Origin of the sequence: Syntrophobotulus glycolicus DSM 8271, from assembly GCF_000190635.1 — a bacterium.
Taxonomy (GTDB): domain Bacteria; phylum Bacillota; class Desulfitobacteriia; order Desulfitobacteriales; family Syntrophobotulaceae; genus Syntrophobotulus; species Syntrophobotulus glycolicus.
Window position 1 is genome coordinate 2,291,939 of record NC_015172.1, and the last position, 18,749, is coordinate 2,310,687.

General features: G+C 45.1%; 19 protein-coding genes. All 19 read right to left on the bottom strand.

The window, feature by feature from the left end; all coding sequences use genetic code 11:
• Positions 1-5 precede the first annotated feature (5 nt).
• Positions 6-308, bottom strand: coding sequence for a L7Ae/L30e/S12e/Gadd45 family ribosomal protein (locus tag SGLY_RS11315; protein WP_013625406.1), 303 nt, complete (start codon positions 306-308; stop codon positions 6-8).
• The gene (gene rnpM / locus SGLY_RS11320) at positions 305-571 is read right to left on the bottom strand and encodes an RNase P modulator RnpM (protein WP_013625407.1); all 267 of its coding nucleotides are present in this window, start codon (positions 569-571) and stop codon (positions 305-307) included. The genes SGLY_RS11315 and rnpM overlap by 4 nt, the downstream gene beginning before the upstream one ends.
• Positions 572-589: 18 nt before the next feature.
• Positions 590-1,879, bottom strand: coding sequence for a transcription termination factor NusA (nusA, locus tag SGLY_RS11325; protein WP_013625408.1), 1,290 nt, complete (start codon positions 1,877-1,879; stop codon positions 590-592).
• Positions 1,880-1,897: 18 nt separating this feature from the next.
• Positions 1,898-2,356: a ribosome maturation factor RimP gene (locus SGLY_RS11330; RefSeq protein WP_013625409.1), complete on the bottom strand. Its 459-nt coding sequence runs from the start codon at positions 2,354-2,356 to the stop codon at positions 1,898-1,900.
• Between the two features lie 138 nt (positions 2,357-2,494).
• The gene (locus tag SGLY_RS11335) at positions 2,495-6,247 is read right to left on the bottom strand and encodes a PolC-type DNA polymerase III (protein ID WP_013625410.1); all 3,753 of its coding nucleotides are present in this window, start codon (positions 6,245-6,247) and stop codon (positions 2,495-2,497) included.
• Between the two features lie 75 nt (positions 6,248-6,322).
• Positions 6,323-8,038: a proline--tRNA ligase gene (locus SGLY_RS11340; RefSeq protein WP_013625411.1), complete on the bottom strand. Its 1,716-nt coding sequence runs from the start codon at positions 8,036-8,038 to the stop codon at positions 6,323-6,325.
• Entirely contained in the window at positions 8,035-9,129 is a 1,095-nt protein-coding gene (ispG, locus tag SGLY_RS11345; protein ID WP_013625412.1) for a flavodoxin-dependent (E)-4-hydroxy-3-methylbut-2-enyl-diphosphate synthase, read from the bottom strand. The genes SGLY_RS11340 and ispG overlap by 4 nt, the downstream gene beginning before the upstream one ends.
• 74 nt (positions 9,130-9,203) lie before the next feature.
• Positions 9,204-10,265, bottom strand: a complete 1,062-nt coding sequence (gene rseP, locus SGLY_RS11350) for an RIP metalloprotease RseP (RefSeq protein WP_345786549.1) — start codon at positions 10,263-10,265, stop codon at positions 9,204-9,206.
• 39 nt (positions 10,266-10,304) lie between these two features.
• On the bottom strand, positions 10,305-11,459 hold the full coding sequence (locus tag SGLY_RS11355; protein ID WP_013625414.1) for a 1-deoxy-D-xylulose-5-phosphate reductoisomerase: 1,155 nt from the start codon (positions 11,457-11,459) through the stop codon (positions 10,305-10,307).
• A 7-nt stretch (positions 11,460-11,466) separates the two neighbouring features.
• Positions 11,467-12,576 (bottom strand): sporulation integral membrane protein YtvI, encoded by a 1,110-nt coding sequence (gene ytvI, locus SGLY_RS11360; RefSeq protein WP_013625415.1) that lies wholly within the window; start codon positions 12,574-12,576, stop codon positions 11,467-11,469.
• 34 nt (positions 12,577-12,610) lie between these two features.
• Positions 12,611-13,405: a phosphatidate cytidylyltransferase gene (locus tag SGLY_RS11365; RefSeq protein ID WP_013625416.1), complete on the bottom strand. Its 795-nt coding sequence runs from the start codon at positions 13,403-13,405 to the stop codon at positions 12,611-12,613.
• A 2-nt stretch (positions 13,406-13,407) separates the two neighbouring features.
• Positions 13,408-14,175 (bottom strand): undecaprenyl pyrophosphate synthase, encoded by a 768-nt coding sequence (gene uppS / locus SGLY_RS11370; protein WP_041445363.1) that lies wholly within the window; start codon positions 14,173-14,175, stop codon positions 13,408-13,410.
• Positions 14,176-14,250: 75 nt separating this feature from the next.
• Positions 14,251-14,451, bottom strand: a complete 201-nt coding sequence (locus tag SGLY_RS11375) for a hypothetical protein (protein ID WP_013625418.1) — start codon at positions 14,449-14,451, stop codon at positions 14,251-14,253.
• A 2-nt stretch (positions 14,452-14,453) separates the two neighbouring features.
• Positions 14,454-15,011, bottom strand: coding sequence for a ribosome recycling factor (gene frr, locus SGLY_RS11380; RefSeq protein ID WP_013625419.1), 558 nt, complete (start codon positions 15,009-15,011; stop codon positions 14,454-14,456).
• 1 nt (position 15,012) lies between these two features.
• Positions 15,013-15,729 (bottom strand): UMP kinase, encoded by a 717-nt coding sequence (pyrH, locus tag SGLY_RS11385; protein ID WP_013625420.1) that lies wholly within the window; start codon positions 15,727-15,729, stop codon positions 15,013-15,015.
• A gap of 115 nt (positions 15,730-15,844) precedes the next feature.
• On the bottom strand, positions 15,845-16,498 hold the full coding sequence (tsf, locus tag SGLY_RS11390; protein ID WP_013625421.1) for a translation elongation factor Ts: 654 nt from the start codon (positions 16,496-16,498) through the stop codon (positions 15,845-15,847).
• A 74-nt stretch (positions 16,499-16,572) separates the two neighbouring features.
• Positions 16,573-17,301 (bottom strand): 30S ribosomal protein S2, encoded by a 729-nt coding sequence (rpsB, locus tag SGLY_RS11395; protein WP_041445364.1) that lies wholly within the window; start codon positions 17,299-17,301, stop codon positions 16,573-16,575.
• Between the two features lie 150 nt (positions 17,302-17,451).
• Positions 17,452-17,904, bottom strand: coding sequence for a hypothetical protein (locus tag SGLY_RS11400; RefSeq protein ID WP_013625423.1), 453 nt, complete (start codon positions 17,902-17,904; stop codon positions 17,452-17,454).
• A gap of 27 nt (positions 17,905-17,931) precedes the next feature.
• Positions 17,932-18,717, bottom strand: a complete 786-nt coding sequence (gene codY / locus SGLY_RS11405; protein ID WP_013625424.1) for a GTP-sensing pleiotropic transcriptional regulator CodY — start codon at positions 18,715-18,717, stop codon at positions 17,932-17,934.
• Positions 18,718-18,749 lie beyond the last annotated feature (32 nt).

Here is an 18,749-nt window from a genome sequence, read left to right on the forward strand (position 1 = left end):
ACTTTTCAATACGACTGTTCAACCGTTTTCTTGATTGCTTCTGCAAAACCTTTATCCATAATCATTAGCACAGCTTTGGGTGACTGTCCGATAGCCCTCCCTAAAGCAACTTTACTCCCCCCTGTTAAAACCTGTATTCCGAGATCTTTAGCCCACATCTCATACTTTGCCGTGGTTGAGGCATCTCCGGCCACGATCAGAAGAAAACCCTTTTTTCTTTTTAATACACCCTCTACCTGAAAAGAGCCGAAAGCAATCTTTCCCGCCTTCATGGCCATTCCGAGCAAAGATTCAAACCTTTCCGTCATGGTAAGTCGCACTGCTTTCCAAGCTTTCCAAGCACTTCTTCACTAGGATCAAGACCCAGTATTTTTTGAAACTTGCGCTGCTTCACAGCCTTCTCCAGGCATGCTTGGTCTTTACAGAGATAAGCTCCGCGTCCGTTCTTCTTGGAGGTTTCATCAAATTCCAGAACATCATCCTGTACTTTCACTATACGGAGAAGTTCTTTTTTGGGTTTCATCTCCTGACAACCCAAACACATTCGCATTGGTATTTTTTTCGTTTTCATCAATACCCCATCTTATCTTTATTGAGTATTATCGGTGTCTTTATCACGGATTTCGTTGTCATGGACTTCATTATCATGGACTTCATTGTCATCATACTGTTCATCATATTCCCCGTACTCGTCATCATATTCCTCGTATTCTTCATAATCCTCGGCATACTCGCCGTCATACTCCTGATAATCATCATATTCTTCATAATCATCATATTGATCATCAGCATAGCTGCCGTCATAATTTTGATATTCTTCAGAATCCAAGGGGAAAATATTTTGAGCGTAAGCCTGAGTCTCATTCTTAATATCAATTTTCCATCCTGTCAGCTTAGCCGCCAGGCGTGCATTCTGTCCCTCTTTACCGATTGCTAAGGACAATTGGTAATCGGGAACAATCACTAAAGTTACTTTATCTTCAAACCTTGGAAATACCCCGAGAACCTTGGCCGGGGACAAGGCATTGGAGACAAATTCAACCGGATCCTGCGACCACGTTATAATATCCATTTTTTCGCCTTTGAGTTCGTTGACAATATTCTGAACCCGGCTTCCTTTGGGTCCTACACAAGCCCCAACCGGATCAACATTCTCATCCTTGGAATAAACCGCAATTTTTGATCTTGCTCCCGCTTCTCTGGCAACAGCTTTGATTTCAACAAAACCATCATGGATTTCCGGTACTTCCAATTCAAACAGTCGTTTAATCAAACCGGGATGGGTGCGGGAAAGAAGCACCTGTGGACCTTTAGGGGTTTTCTTTACTTCTACTACATACGTTTTGATTCTCTCAAAAGGCTGGTAAGTTTCTCCGGGAATTTGTTCCGAGGGAGGCAATACTGCTTCAACTTTCCCCAGATCAACGATAACATTTCTTTGTTCATAACGCTGTACAACGCCTGTCACAATATCGCCTTCCCGGTTGATATACTCGCCATAAATCAATTCTCTCTCTGCTTCGCGTATTCTCTGAACAACCACTTGTTTAGCAGTTTGAGCCGCAATTCTGCCGAACTCCCGGGGCGTAACCTCAAATTCAACGATATCATTTAAATCGTAATTGGGATCAATTTTTTTTGCTTCTTCCAGAGAGATTTGCTGCCTGGAATCATCTACTTCCTCCACAACATTTTTTCTGGCATATACTTTTATTTCTCCCGTGTTTCTGTCAACCTGCGGTCTGACATTTTGCAGGGAAGAATAGTTTTTCTTATAAGCTGAAACCAAAGCTGCTTCTATTGCTTCAAACAATTTCTCTGACGAAATCCCTTTTTCTTTTTCTAATTCTCCAACAGCTTCAATGAATTCAATGTTCATTGCCGTTTTCCTCCCGCCTTAAAATTCGCACTCCAAATGTGCTTTTTCTACAATATTTATAGGAATAGCCGCTTCCTGGCCCTCATATTCCAAAATAACCTTTTCATCAAGCAAACCTTTCAAATAACCGCTGAACTGGGTATATCCCAAAAATTGCTCAGAAGTATGCACCCTGACAAGCTTACCGATATACTTGTCATAATCCTCTCTTTTGCTCAAAGGCCTTTCAATTCCCGGTGACGATACTTCTAACATATAGGCTTGAGGAATCAGATTTTTACTGTCCAAGATGTTGCTTAATTGATGGCTGACACTGGCGCAGTCATCAATATCCACCCCTCCGTCCTTATCGATATACACCCTGAGGTACCAATGAGCGCCTTCTTTGACATATTCAACATCAACCAATTCCAATTTTAGCTCCTCTGTAATCGGTTCAACGATCTGCCAAACCTTTTGGATAACAGGATTGCCCATTTTCAGCTTCTCCTTTGGATACAAATTAAAGAGTGGGTATTCCCCACTCCAAAACCTTGCCTCAACAACTTAATTCCTGCATATAATATAGCATATACTGATCTGATCTGCAACATTCCCATAAAATCTGTCCGGTCCTTAAAACAAAGAAAGCTGATTTCTTTCCGGCAGCCCATTGAGACAACCGTGCTTTTGCAGCACTTCAACAACTGGTTTAGATATTTTTCCGAAGGTTTGCATGTCTTCAACCGATCTGATCTTATTTTCCCGGCGCAGGGCGACCAAGGAATTGGCCGCTGTCTCCCCCAAACCCTGAATAGATGAGAATGGCGGCAAGATGCCTGTGTCCGTAATTTGAAACGTTGTCGCATCTGATTCCCAAAGGTCAACCTTCCTCAGGGAGATCCCCCGGCAATACATCTCTATCGCCAGTTCCAGAATCGTCAGCAGACCCTTTTCCTTTTGTGTGGCTTTATTCCCAAAGCCTGCCATCTCAGCCGCTATTTTTTTACAGTGATCCAGTCCCTGGCAAATCATCTCTGCATCAAATTCCTCTGCTCTGACCGTGAAAAAAGCGGCATAAAAGGCTTCCGGACAATTCAATTTAAACCAGGCTATCCTAAAAGCCATCATGACATAAGCAACCGCATGGGCTTTCGGAAACATATAGCTGATCTTCTGACAGGAATCAATATACCACTGAGGTACATTAAATTGCAGCATTTCTTCGACATCATCAGCTTTCAGACCTTTTCCCTTCCGTACCTGTTCCATGATTTTAAACGCTTTTTGAGGATCAAGACCTTTTTGAATCAGATAGACCATAATATCATCACGGCAGGCAATAATCTGAGAGATATCGGCAGTCCCGTTTAGAACGAGATCCTGAGCATTTCCCAGCCAAACATTTGTACCGTGTGAAAGACCGGAAATCCGGACCAGATGAGAAAATGTTTTAGGCTTGGTGTCCTCCAGCATTTGTCGGACAAATTTAGTCCCAAATTCCGGTACCCCAAATGTCCCTGTATTGCTGCCAATGTCTTCAGCCTTGACACCCAAAGCTTCCGGTGAAGAAAAAAGAGACAGGGTTCTCTCATCATCCAGTCTGATTTCTTGGGCGTCTATCCCTGTAAAATCTTCAAGCATCTTGATCATCGTCGGATCATCATGACCCAAAATGTCCAGCTTGACCAGTCTTCCGGAAATGGAGTGGTAATCAAAGTGCGTGGTGATTGTTTCTGTCTTGGAATCGTTAGCCGGTTTTTGCAGGGGAGTGAAATTATAAACATCACATTCCTTTGGAATGACCATCAAGCCTCCCGGATGCTGGCCGGTCGTTCTTTTTACACCGGCGCATCCCCGGACAAGTCTGTTCAGCTCTGTTTGGTTATATTTTATGCTTCTCTCGTCCAAATAATTCTTGACAAACCCAAAAGCTGTTTTTTCTGCGACAGTGGAAATCGTTCCTGCCCGAAAAACATTTTCTTTGCCGAAAATTTCTTCGGTGTACTTGTGGGCTCGCGGTTGATATTCGCCGGAAAAATTCAGATCAATATCCGGAACCTTGTCTCCCTTAAATCCCAGAAAGGTTTCAAAAGGAATATCATGCCCGTCTTTACTCAATTCAAGACCGCAGCGAGGACAAGTTTTGTCCGGAAGGTCAACCCCTGAGCCTGCCGAACCATCGGTCAAAAACTCTGAATAAAGGCACGAGGGATTTGTGCAATGATAATGAGGAGGCAGTGGATTAACCTCGGTGATCCCCGTCATGGTAGCAACCAGTGAGGAGCCTACGGAACCCCTTGATCCCACCAGGTATCCATCCTCATTGGATTTCTTCACAAGCAGGTGGGCGATCAAATATAAAACGGCAAAACCATTCCCGATAATGGAATGAAGTTCTTTTTGCAATGCTTTGGCAACTGTATCCGGTAAAGGATCGCCATATTGTTCAGCGGCTTTTTTCAAAGCCATTTCTTTAATCCGTTCCGCCGCCCCCTCGATTTTAGGTTCAAAGAAGCCATCGGGAAAGGGTTTGAGATTTTCGATTCCTTCAGCGATTGCCACAGTATTTGTCACAACCACTTCATAAGCCTTGTCTTCGCCTAAGTAAGAAAATTCCTCCAGCATTTCATCGGTCGTCCTGAAGTAAAGGGGGGCCTGGGTATCCGCATCCTCATACCCTTTGCCGGCCATCAGAATTCTGCGAAACACTTCATCTTCAGCATCAAGAAAGTGAACATCACAAGTGGCAGCCACAGGTTTACCTAACTCGTCACCCAATTTTACAATAGTACGGTTCAGATCCCGCAGTCCCTCTTCATCTCTAATCTCCCCTTTAGGGATTAAAAATTGATTGTTTCCTGTCGGCTGAATTTCCAGATAATCGTAAAAAGAAGCTATCTTTTTCAAATCTTCCCATGAGGCTTGACGAAGTACCGCCCGCATAAGCTCGCCGGCTTCACAGGCTGACCCGATGATCAGACCTTCACGGTATTTCTTGAGCTGAGACTTACTGATTCTTGGCCTGCGGTAAAAATGCTCAATATGAGAACCGGTAACAAGTTGATATAAATTGTTTAAGCCTGTCTGGTTTTTAGCTAAAATGATCACATGGTAGTAGCCTTGGCTTTGGGGATCATCCTCAATCAAATAACCTTCCATTCCCAAGATCACTTTAATTCCTGATTTTTCCGCACTTTCCACAGCATCGGGGAATGCCTGGACCACTCCATGATCGGTAATGGCAATCGCCTGATGTCCCCACAGTGCTGCTCTTCGCACCAGACTCTGGGCCGAAGACACGGCATCCATCTCCGACATCTTGGTATGAAGATGCAGCTCGACCCGCTTGACTTCTGCCGTATCCATTCTGACCTGCCCAGGTATTTTAACGATGTCTTTAGGCATCATGGTCAGCTCTGTTGTATACCTGTCAAATTGAACCGGCCCCCGCAAGCGCAGCCAGTCCCCTTTATTAACATTAGGCTCCGGCTGCCCTTCCTCCAGAAAGAGTTTGCATCCGAGAGAGTTGGTCTTATCCGTGATGCCGAAGGTAAAGAGCTGGCGTCCGCTTTTGAGCCTGCGGATTTCCGCTTCACAGACTTCGCCCGCAATAATAACCTGCCTTTCTTCATCATTGATCCCTCGTAAGGGCACTGCTTCGCCTTTAAAATCTCTTCCGATAACAAGATCTGATCCCTTTTGATCCTTCTTTTTCTCGGCAGAAGCAACCGCCATGATTTGTTCGACATATTTTTGCTCTTCGATCTCTGCCGAAGCCCATGTTTCATTAATATCGGTCTCTTCAGTGATTTCCCAGCAAATTTGATATTTAACCCCAAACTTTCTTTCCAAAAGATCCGTCATTAAGCCCTGCCTGGATCGCAAAGACTCCATCAGCACCAGATTGGGAACTGAAAAAGTCAGGCTTTGGCCATTCATCGCAACCAGAGAGCCGGAATTGATCAATCCCTTTAAGGCCGGGATAGCTTCTGAGAACTCACAGAGAATATTCTGCCAGCCTTCGGGATCCTCCGGAGGATCGCTGTATCCTCTAAAATGCTCGTCATCGTAATCAACCGAACCGTCCTTTGTCCTATGCTCCTGTCCGTCATGATCTTTAACGGTATTTTCTTTCCTCTCCCGTTCAAATCGGCATTCTATCTTTATTTGGCCTTTTACCGTCTTCTCCAGATCCTCCGCCAACCCGGAAATCTCTTCCGGTGTAAATGACGTGCATGCGGAAAGGTGGAGAATCCATTTCCTTTCCTCCGGAATAACCTCCACCTCTGTAAGCTTGATTGTCTCTGGATCAAATTGTTTGGCATTGAACAAGCCTGCTTTTTGCGAAAAGAGTGCGATATCTTTCAGTTTTACGGCAGTCGACACCTTTATTCCTCCTGCTTCAACTATCCTCTGCGATAAAAATTCTGCTGACTCGTTTTTGGTATAAAACTGTTTAGATTATCCCTGCTTAATCATACTCATGACTGTTGTCATCACTTGTTCAATATCAAGCAGCTCCATTTGCCCGGTCTTCCGCCGGAAAAGCTCGACCTTTCCCTCTGCCAGAGATTTTTCGCCGATATTGATCCTCAAAGGATAGCCAATAAGGTCGGCATCCTTAAATTTAACTCCCGGTCGTTCATCACGGTCATCAATGATAACCTCTATCCCAGCTTCAAGCATTTGGGCATAAAGCTTTTCTGACGTTTCCACAACAGCTTCACTCTTCAGGGAAACCGGTACGATAATACACTCAAACGGAGCAATCGGTATCGGCCAAATCACCCCATTGGTATCATGGTTCTGTTCGATGGCTGCGGCCATCGTTCTGCTGACTCCGATTCCATAGCAGCCCATATAGCACAGTTTTTCCTGTCCTTTTTCATCCAGATAAGTAGCCTTCAGCGCCTCACTGTACTTCGTGCCCAGGTTAAATACCTGCCCGACCTCAATCCCCCGCGCTTCCTGCAAAGGCACCCCACAGCAGGGGCAGGGTTCTCCTGCTTCGACCATACGCAGGTCCAAAACATAGTCAGGCTTAAAATCTATGCCCGGGATAACATTAAGCAAATGATAATCTTTTTTATTGGCCCCGCATACCGCTCCGGGCATTTTCATCACTTCCAGGTCAGCCGCTGTGGTAATCCCATCCCTTAACCCTACCGGTCCGATAAAACCCGGTTCGGAGCCGAACAGCTCCCGCACTTCCCCTGGTTCGGCCATCCGAAGGTTAATGAATGGTCCAAGGGTATTATTAATCTTAACCTCATTGATCTCCCTGTCCCCGCGCACCATGACAACGAGAAATTGATCATCCCCTTTGAACACTACGGTCTTAATCAGCTTAGCCTTCTCAAGATCGAGAAATTCAGCAAGCTGTTCGATCGTTTTGACTGTGGGAGTATGTACTTCCTTCTTTCCTTCAACAGGAGCGTTTCCCCCTATATCCGCCGGCTGACTTTCGGCTTTCTCGACATTAGCGGCATACGCACAGGCCGGACAAAAAACCACGGCGGCTTCTCCCGAATCCGCAAGCACCATAAATTCATGGGTTCCTCCTGTACCGCCGATCGCTCCGGCATCCGCTTCCACCGGGCGGAAGGTCAGTCCGCAGCGGGAAAATATCTTTGTATAGGCCTCATACATTTTGCGGTAGCTTTCAGCACCGGCTTCGGCATCACGGTCAAATGAATAGAGATCCTTCATGATAAATTCCCTGCCGCGCATCAGGCCGAACCGGGGCCGCCGTTCATCCCGGTATTTATTCTGGATCTGGTAAAGTAAAAGCGGCAGTTGTTTGTATGAACGCACTTCTCCGCGCACCAAATCTGTAATGACTTCCTCATGGGTTGGCCCCAGGCAGAATTCACGATCATGCCTGTCTTTCAGTCTAAACATTTCCGGGCCGTAAATATCCCAGCGTTTGGTTTCTTTCCAGAGCTCGGAAGGCTGAACGATGGGCAGCAACAGCTCCTGCCCGCCCTTTGCATTCATTTCTTCCCTGATGATTTGTTCAATTTTCCTTAATACTCTTAAAGCCAGAGGAAGATAAGTATATACCCCGCCTGCAACCTTACGGATAAATCCGGCTCTCAGCATCAGCTGATGGCTTACGATCTCCGCTTCTGCCGGAACCTCGCGCAAGGTGGGATTTAATAATTGTGACACTCTCATTCCTTTTCCAACCCTTTCTGACTATAATCTTTGACAAATTCGTCGATCCTGGCAAACAAAGCCGGCAGCAGTTCTTTCTCGGGGAGCCTGGCAATGATCTCACCTTTTTGAAAAAGCAGCCCTGATCCCTTACCTCCCGCGATACCGATATCGGCTTCTCTTGCTTCCCCTGGACCATTGACAATACATCCCATTACGGCAACTGAAAGTTTTTTCTTCAGAGGCGGCAGCTTGCTCAGCTTTTCCTCCACCTGCTCAGCCATCCTTTCAATATTCACCTGGGTTCTGCCACAGGTTGGACAGCTGATCAATTCCGTTCCCTTATCCCTCAGACCTAAGACCTGCAAGATGTCCAGCGCGATCGGTATTTCCGCAGCCGGATCCCCGGTTAAGGATACTCTGATTGTATCTCCAATCCCTTCAGCCAGCAATGTTCCTATCCCAACCGCTGATTTGACTACCCCTGAACGCACCGTTCCTGCTTCTGTCACTCCCAGGTGCAGAGAATAGGGAACCAGGCCGGCAATCTGTCTGTAAGCATCAAGCATCAGAGGTACACTGGATGCTTTCAGAGAGATCTTCAAATGATCATATCCCTCTTCTTCCAGAATACGTACATGGCGAAGAGCGCTTTCGACCAAGCCCACGGCTGTTGGCCCTCCATGGGACTCCAGGAGGTCCTTTTCCAGGGAACCGGCATTAACCCCGATCCGGATCGGCAGACCTTTCTCCTGAACAGCCTTGATTACCTCACGAATCTTCCACTTCTCACCAATGTTCCCCGGATTGATCCTCAATCCCTGGACACCGTTTTCCACTGCCTCCAGGGCCAGCTTATAATCGAAATGAATATCAGCAATGACAGGCAGCCTGCTTTGACCGCAAATTGTCTTGAGGGCGGCAGCGGCTCCCTGATCGGGAACCGCTACCCGGACAATTTGACATCCGGCTTCAGCCAATCGGGTGATTTGCTTCAATGTCTCCTTGACATTTCTGGTATCGGTATTGGTCATGGATTGGACAATAATCGGATTTCCGGCACCAATGACAACATGACCGACTCTGACCTCCGTGCTTTTTCTTCGCTGCAATTGATTTCCTCCCCGGAGAATACATTAGATCATGATCAATAAGCTCTATGTGAATGGCCAGTTGCCGCAATCAACTATCTTGCGATGATCTTAACAATATCTTTATAGGTCACAGCGATCATCAAGGCCATGAGAAGGGCAAATCCGGTCAGTTGAATCAGCCCCTTTTTTTCCACGCTGATCGACCTTCTTCGAATCTTTTCATAGGAAAGCACAGCCAGCTGTCCCCCGTCCAACGCCGGTATCGGCAACAAATTCAGGATACCGAACTGGATGCTCAATATGCCCGTCAAACTCAAAAGATCGGCGATACCCTGTCTTGCCCCTTCCCCGATCACCTGGGCAACGGCCACCGGTCCTCCCAGATCGACAGGAACCTTACCTGTCACCATTTGCACCAGATACATCACAATCATTTTCGTAAAATCGGCCGTTTGGGTAAGGCCATACTGAGTAGCTTTCAGGACAGAAACCTTTTGGTTGATGACCTGCGGCACAATGCCGATCAGCCCCTGTCCGGACTGCTGGTCCAAAACAGGAGTAATGACTGAGGTGACAATTACCGGAGAATCTGCTTTCTGAATTTTGATCTCCAATTTTTTGTCGGGATTGGCATGAATGATGTTGACCAAAGAGCTCCAGTCCGGAGTCTCTACCCCGTCAATAGCCAAGATCTTGTCTCCAACCCCCAGGCCGGCCGCCGCAGCCGGCTGCCCTTCCATAACTGTTCCCACTATGTTCTCCGTAGCGACAGCAGGGACCCCGTACCAGGCATAGACAATGATAAACAAAACCGCGCCCAAGACAAAGTTCATGATCGGACCTGCCGCGATGACAGAAGCCTTCTGCCAATATTTTTTGCTCTCAAAGGTCCTCGGCCATAGAAATTGTTTTTGCTCTTCGGATTCTTCTTTCAGCTCTTCCTCGCTTAAAAACCGCACAAATCCGCCTAAGGGCAGAATTCTTATTGAATAGACGGTTTCCCCGCGCTGTACCCCAAATAATTTCGGACCAATCCCAAAGGCAAACTCTAAAACCTTGATCCCTGATTTCTTTGCCACAAAGAAATGTCCGGCTTCGTGGATCAAAACCATTAACCCAAAAACAAAAATTGTCGCCAGAACTGTTATCAACAAAATCACCTCAACCTTAGATTTTTCATTTACCGTTAATCACTATTTTATCATATTACAGATCAATTCTTCCGAACGTTCTCTTGCCCAAAGATCTGTATCCAGTATAACGGCAAGCTGATCTGCTTTTTGTGCCTGATGCTCCAGACAGACTTTTTCAACCAGATTAAACAGATCAAAATATTTTATGCGGTTTTTCAGAAAAGCATGTACACATACTTCATTGGCCGCATTCATTACTGCCGGCAATGTACCGCCCTTTTTCCCGCAAGTATAGGCAAATTCCAGAAAAGGAAACATTTTATGATCAGGCTCGGAAAAAGTCAGCGTTTTTCCGGCCAGGTTCAATCTCGAATAAGCACTGGTCCATCGTTGAGGATAGCTTAAAGCGTACTGAATCGGGTGTCTCATATCAGGTTCACCCATTTGAGCCAGAATTGAAGCATCGTTAAACTCCACAAAAGAGTGAACAATACTCTGCGGGTGAATAAGCACTTTGATCTCCTCATAGGAGAACCCGAACAGCCAATGGGCTTCAATCACTTCCAAACCTTTGTTCATCATGGTTGCAGAATCAATGGTAATCTTAGCGCCCATTTTCCAGTTGGGATGCTTCAGCGCTTTCTCAGCAGTAGCCTGTCTAAGTTCTTCCCTTGTCCAGTTCAGAAAAGGCCCCCCGGAAGCTGTCAGGGTGATATTGGCCGCCTCTTCACGCTTTCCATTCAGACATTGGAAAATTGCCGAATGCTCACTGTCTACAGGAATAATCTCAGCATTGGTTTCCGCTGCCGTTCGCATCACTAATTCCCCGGCAGCAACCAAAGTTTCCTTGTTGGCCAAAGCAATATTCTTACCCTGTTTGAGGGCGGCTAAAGTGGGCTCCAGCCCTATCCTGCCGCTGACCGCCGTCACCACCGTATCTGTCTCGGGGATGACAGCGGCTTCAATCAATCCTTCTATTCCCCAGGATATTTTAATCCCAGTATCAGCCAGAGAAATCTTAAGTTGCCTGGCCGCGTTTTCATCCATCATAACGACAAGCTCCGGCTGAAATTCTCGGGCCTGTCTTTCCATAAGCCTGAAATTGGTCCCGGCGGTAAGTGCCTTAATGTGCAAAGAATCTTTGGTTTTACGCACAACATCCAAAGTCTGGGTCCCGATTGAGCCGGTTGAACCAAGGATAGATATCGGTTTCAAAATTATTTTACTCCTTACGATTAAATAAACCCGCTTTGCGGCAGGCCTCATAAATGACGATTACTGTCGGCCCGAGAATTATTCCGGCTGCGCCAAGCAAATTAAGCCCCACATACATGGAAATCAGAGTTGGTAAAGGATGCAGTCCGATGTTGTGCGACATAATCTTAGGCTCCAAGATTTGCCTGATTACAGTGGCCGCTGCATAGACCGCCAAAATCTTCAAGGCGGGACCAATCCCGGAACTGATAAAAACAATTATTGCCCAGGGGATGAAAATCACCCCCGGACCAATGACCGGCAGCAAATCCATCAATCCTGTCAGCAAACCTAAAGTGAACGCATATTCATTGCCAATAATCAGTAATCCTGTAATCACGACCAAGGATGTGACGGAAAGCAAAATTGATTCTGCCCTCAAAAAACCGATCAGCGCGCTTCCTAATTCAGCCGCCACTATTCTTGTCTTGGAGGCCAATGGTTCTTTAAATCTTCTGAAAAACCATTCCTTAACGGCTGGATAGCTGATGCTTGTCAGCAAAGTGGAAACCACCAGCACCATGATCACGACCAAGAATCCGGGCAATGATCCAAGAATATTTAACAAACCGATGCTTCCATTTTTTACGGCAACCTGAGCATAGGAAAAAATCTCCTGAGAAGATGATTTCAGTGCATTTTGGATTTCTGGATTCAGCCGGATATATTTTTCAATATTGTCGATCTGATTGCCGACAAAAGCCATATTATTTTCATATAATCCCGGAAAAGCCGCTGTTAAGTCCGCCAGTTCATGGTACAACCGGTTTCCGGCTATTATCATCAGCAGGATCATTAAAAATACGATGCAGGATAAGGCCAAGATCGAAGAATACACCCTTTTTATTCTAAAATTCCTGCACAATTTCTGCACCAGCGGCTCCATCAGGAAAGCAAAGATAATCCCCAGGATAAATGGACTGAAGGCAGAGAACAATCTGCTTAATACGGATCCCAGTACGGGGAGAAAATCAACAAAAGTATATGTAAATAATTTTAGCGCCAAGAGAATAGCCGCAATCTTAATCAATAAATTTAGGTTTCTGATCAGAGTGCTCTTTTTACTCACATCAGCCATCGTCATCCTCCAAACCGTGATATTGTCGAGGACCTTATTTACCCATAAATCCCAGCAGGACCGCAAAATAAACTACCGGCAAAGCGAAAAGGAGACTGTCAAACCGGTCTAAAACTCCGCCATGACCGGGAATAAGTGTCCCTGAATCTTTTACTCCGGCCATCCTTTTCAGAGAAGACTCAAAAAGGTCGCCGATCATTGCCGCTACGGATGAAACAACAGCAAGCAGTACCATCGCTAAAACGGTCCCTATCTGAGTAAACAGCGCAAAACCCAAACCAATAAGCGCCCCCGCCGCTATCCCGCCCAAAGCCCCTTCTATGGATTTGTTTGGACTTACCTTGGGCGCTAATTTTCTTTGTCCAAATGCCGAACCAATAAAAAAAGCGCCAGTATCCGATAGCCACACGACAAAGAAGGTAAACAAACACCAGAGCAATCCCTGCTCCAGCCCTCTTAAATTGTTTAAAAGGCATAGAAGCCCAACAGGATAAAGGATGGCCAGAAAAAGATATGAAACCTCGCTAAATGCGATATCCGGATAATAGATGGCATAGCTTCCAAAAATCAAAATAAACCAGCCCATGATTAATGGAAGAATCAGATTGTTTAAACCGGCCAAAAGCACGACACTCCATACCATACAATAAAAAATGATGATCAGCCTGTTATGTTTAAGAATATCTGCTTGTTTCCCTATGAGCAAATACTCGTTTAACGCAATCAGGGAAATGACCATAACCATTGCCGCTAAAAACCATCCTCCGACCCATATGAAGAATAACAGAAATGGAACCCCTATTACAGCGCTTAATATTCTTTTTGCCATATTTATTCCTCAACCTTCATGATTCCACCAAATCTGCGTTCTCTATTTTGATAGATTTCTATAGCGTTCAATAAAGATTTCTCCTTAAAATCTGGCCAGTATTCCTCGGCCACGACGATTTCCGAATATGCAACCTGCCAGAGCAGGAAATTGCTTAATCTCATCTCCCCGGAGGTTCGGATCAAAAGCTCCGGGTCGGGGATGCTCGCCGTATATAAATGGTCTTCGATGATTTTCTCATTAATTTCTTGTACACTGATCTCGCCGTTTCTTACTTCCTGGGCAATTTCCCGCACTGCTTTTACGATTTCAGACCGACCGCCATAATTTAAAGCAAGGTTAAAAACCAGACCGTCATTATTCTTGGTTTTTTGACAGGCCTGCAGGACATCCTCATAAACATCCTTCGGAAGCTGCTCGATTTCACCGGAAACACGTATTTGGACATGATTGGCGACCAGTTCCATCAATTCCCTTTTCAAATATTCCTTTAATAAAGACATTAAAATACCGATTTCTGATTGAGGGCGTTTCCAATTCTCCGTTGAAAAAGCATACACCGTCAGATATTTGACTCCGATCTCATCACAGCAACGAACAACCGCCTTCAGTGCCTCTAATCCTGCCCGGTGACCTATCCCTCTGGGCATCCCCTTCTTTTGGGCCCATCTGCCGTTTCCGTCCATGATAATCGCAATATGTTCAGGAATATTATCCCAATCAATTCCTTGAGGCGTATGTTCATTTTTATTCCTGGGCCATATTTTCAAGGAAAATTCACCATCCAGTAATAATAATTGTTGTTCAAAGACCCCCAAAAGGGGGTCTTTGGTTGCCTGCCACCCTTAAAATTTATCACGTGTCAGGGTAAAATTCAATTTTTCCTTTTCTTTTTTTATTCTTATTATCCGCAGGTCACCGATATGAGCTTCCTTTCCGGGCGGGAAAATAATGTCCGTCCCAATCTCACCACCGGTTTGGGCTATCTCCGCTTGGATATCATCCCATTTTTTGCCCAGCCACTTAAGATTCCATGTGTTTAACAATACTACACTTCCGTAATTTCTTTTTCTTTTTTGCTCAGAACATCATCAATATCCTTAATATATTTGTCCGTCAGTTTCTGAATTTTTTCCTGACCCTTTTTGCTCTCATCCTCGGAGACGGTTTTGTCTTTCTCCATCTTTTTGATTTCCTCATTCATATCCCGGCGGATATTTCTGACGGAAACCCTGGCTTCTTCCGCCTTCTTTTTCACTGTTCTGACGATTTCCGTACGGCGGTCGGCCGTAAGCTGAGGAATCACAAGCCTGACCACACTGCCGTCATTAACGGGGTTGATTCCAAGGTCGGATTTCATGATCGCTTTCTCAACAGGCTGAATCATCGTCTTCTCCCAGGGCTGGATTACAAGCATTCTTGGTTCCGGGACGGAAATATTGGCAACTTGATTGATTGGTGTGGGAGTTCCGTAATAGTCAACCATAATCTTGTCCAGCATGGACTGATTGGCACTGCCGGCCCTGATTGTGACAAACTCTTTACGCAATACCTCAAGTGTTTTTTTCATTTTCTCTTCGGTTTCCTTGACAATAGTATCGACCATGTTAATCCCTCCCGATATACGTTCCTATCGTTTCACCTTTGACCGCTTTCAAGATATTGCCGTTAAGATTCAAATTGAAAACGATCAGCGGAATATCATTATCCATACATAAAGAAGCCGCTGTAGAATCCATCACACCTAATCCGAGATTTAAAACATCGATATAAGTCAATCGATCAAACTTTTTCGCTTCAGGATTTTTCAGCGGATCAGAATCATAAACACCATCTACTCTTTTGGCCATCAGAATCACATCGGCCTCAATTTCGGCAGCTCTTAAGGCAGCTGTGGTATCTGTAGAAAAATAAGGGTTGCCTGTACCGGCCGCAAAAATCACCACCCTGCCTTTTTCCATGTGGCGAATCGCTCTTCTTCTGATATAGGGTTCGGCAATCTGCCGCATTTCAATTGCTGAAAGGACTCTGGTCTGAACCTCATACTGCTCCAGGGCATCCTGAAGGGCAAGCGCATTAATCACTGTGGCCAGCATCCCCATATAATCAGCGGTTGCACGGTCCATCCCCTGAGAACTGCCGGCAATTCCTCTCCAAATATTGCCGCCTCCTACAACCAGGGCAACTTCAACACCCAGACTACGCATTTCACGCACTTGGCGGGCTACCGATGCCAGCATTTCGTGCGCTATTCCAGCACCTTGCTCTCCGGCCAATGCTTCCCCACTTAATTTTAGAATCACACGGCGGTAGCCTTTTGACATAAATTGACCCTCCACTAACAGTAGTTTCTACATTGATAAAAAAAATCCTCTATGCTTGAATTCTCCTTATTTCGGAAAAAGAGAACACCTTGGTGTTCTCTGAGCTGACTAAAACTTAACGGTTTATTTCTTTCATGACTTCGTCGGCAAAATTATCCTGACGTTTTTCAATTCCTTCCCCCAGCTCATACCGGGTAAATCTGCGAATAACGATTTTCTCACCAATTTTGGATACTTTCTCCAGCACCAGATCCTTGATGGTTTTATCGGGTTCCTTAATAAAGGATTGCTCTAAAAGACAAACTTCTTTATAGAATTTCTCAACCCGGCCTTCAACCATTTTATCCACAATTTTTTCCGGTTTGCCTTCATTTAAGGCTTGGGCTCTCAAGATTTCCTTCTCATGTTCGACTTCATCAGCCGGAACATCTTCCTTGCTTAAATAAAGAGGTTTAGCAGCAGCAATTTGCATGGCGATATCTTTAACAAACAATTTAAATTCGTCGCCACGGGCAACAAAGTCAGTCTCACAGTTCACTTCCACTAATACCCCGATACGTCCGCCACCATGAATGTATCCCTCTACCAATCCTTCAGCGGCGATACGGCCTTCTTTTTTCGCAGCCGCAGCCAGGCCCTTCTCTCTGAGAAAGTCAATGGCCTTGTCCATATTTCCTTCACACTGCGTTAAAGCCTTTTTACAATCCATCATTCCTGCCCCGGTTCTTTCTCTGAGTTCTTTCACCGCGGCAGCACTGATTTCAGCCATAACCAAATCCTCCTTAACATAAAAAGAGCAGGGTAAGTCCACTATTCCTGACAGAACCTCACCCTGCAAATTAATTATTCTGCTGCTGCTTCCTCGCCTGCTTCTTCCTCATTATCGTCGTTTCCCTGTTGTCCCTCGATAATAGCATCGGCGATTTTAGCCGTTAAAAGCTTGACAGCTCTGATTGCATCGTCATTCGCAGGAATAACTACATCAATTTCATCCGGATCACAATTTGTATCAACAATCCCTACAATAGGAATGTTCAATCTTCTCGCTTCAGCTACGGCGATTCTCTCTTTGCGCGGATCTACGACAAAAAGAACATCAGGCAGCTTCTTCATTTCTTTGATTCCGCCGAGAAAACGTTCCAGCTTGCCCATTTCATGACGCAGAGCTGCTACTTCCTTTTTCGGCAGGACTTCAAAAACTCCCTCTTGTTCCATCTTTTCCAGTTCGCGCAATCTTTGCACTCTTTTCTGGATTGTTTGGAAATTGGTCAGCATTCCGCCCAGCCAACGCTCATTGACAAAATACATTCCGCAGCGTTCTGCTTCTTCCTTCACGGATTCCTGAGCCTGTTTTTTTGTTCCGACGAAAAGCACTGTTCCGCCATTGGAAGAAAAATCCCTGACAAAATTGTAAGCCTCGTCAACCTTCTTTACCGTTTTTTGCAAGTCTATAATGTAGATTCCATTTCTCTCTGTAAAGATATAACGAGCCATTTTCGGATTCCAACGTCTTGTTTGATGTCCAAAGTGTACACCGGCTTCCAGCAATTGTTTCATTGAGATTACAGCCATTGTGTGACACCCCCTCTCCTTGTTTTTTTCCTCCGCAAGCTTCATCCCCGAATACCCCTTTTTAAGGAACAATATCCGGGTCCCTCCTGCGTGTGTAATCCTATACCGCCTATTAGAATATCATACAGCGGCATCTTATGCAACCTTTTCCTAAACAGCCTCATAATGCCGTGCCAGATTATTGCGAATTTCATTTTGAGAAATAAAATCTTCCAGATCAGTTAAAAGTTCATTGTAGGGAAAATATAAGTCACTGAGAAAATACCTTTTTTGTCCTGAATAAATTTGAACGATTTCCTCCTGTCTCTTGGTCCAGAAAAACAAGATCTTGCTGATATTGTCCGGTTTCAGAACAACATTTCTCAATGGTGAAGACAAAATCAGCTTATTATCTTTAAAGATAACTCTTTTCCCTTTTCCATTCAACCAGAGAATAAGAATACTGAAAAAAGTAAAGAGATAGATTCCCGTAAAAATCTTAACATAAATTTCCGGCAAAAAGAAATAAAAGCTTAAAGGGCCGAAGACTAACGGATATAAAAGAATAAACAGAACGCCCGGAACAAGCAAAGGCTTTAATCTGTAAATATATTCATTTTCCATGATCAATGTTCTCCTACCTTTTATGAACTAATGCTTAACATATTTCTCCAGTTCTTCAAGCAAGTAATCATTAAGTACCCGAATATATGTCCCCTTCATCCCCAAGGACTTCGATTCGATCACCCCGGCTGATTCGAATTTACGCAAAGCATTGACAATCACCGACCTGGTGATTCCGACCCGGTCAGCTATTTTACTGGCCACCAAAAGGCCCTCGCCACTCCCCAGCTCGGCAAAAATATGTTCCACCGCTTCCAGTTCAGAATAAGATAACGTTCCAACCGCAATTTGCACCGCCGCTTTTTTTCGAGCTTCCTCTTCGGCTTGTTCGGCTTTGGCTCTCAAGATCTCCATTCCGATTACCGTCGCCCCATATTCGGCAAGAATTTGGTCGGATGAAGTAAACTTGACTCCAAACTTTGCTAAGATCAGGGTCCCTACTCTTTCTCCACCCCCGAGTATCGGCACAATCGTCGTCATCTTATTGTTGAAATGACAACGCTCATGTTTGACGAACACACAGGTGTTTTCAACCAGTGATACATTCGCTTTTGTTTCGGTAATCAGAAGCAGGCCTTCGTTATAGCTTTCCGGAAACCTTTCCGAATGAATCACGATGTCTTCCATCGCTCCGCATTTAAAACTGGGAACAAAACTATATCCCAGGATTTTTCCTCTACGACCGACAATATAACAATTCGCATCAATTTTGCTGGACAAAACCTTGGCCATCTCTTCAAAATCAACGGGTTTACCCGCTGCGCGCTGGATCAGTTTGCTAATCGCTCTGGTCTTCTCCAATAAAGTATCCATATTAGCGTTAACCCCCTTATTTTAAAAGTTAT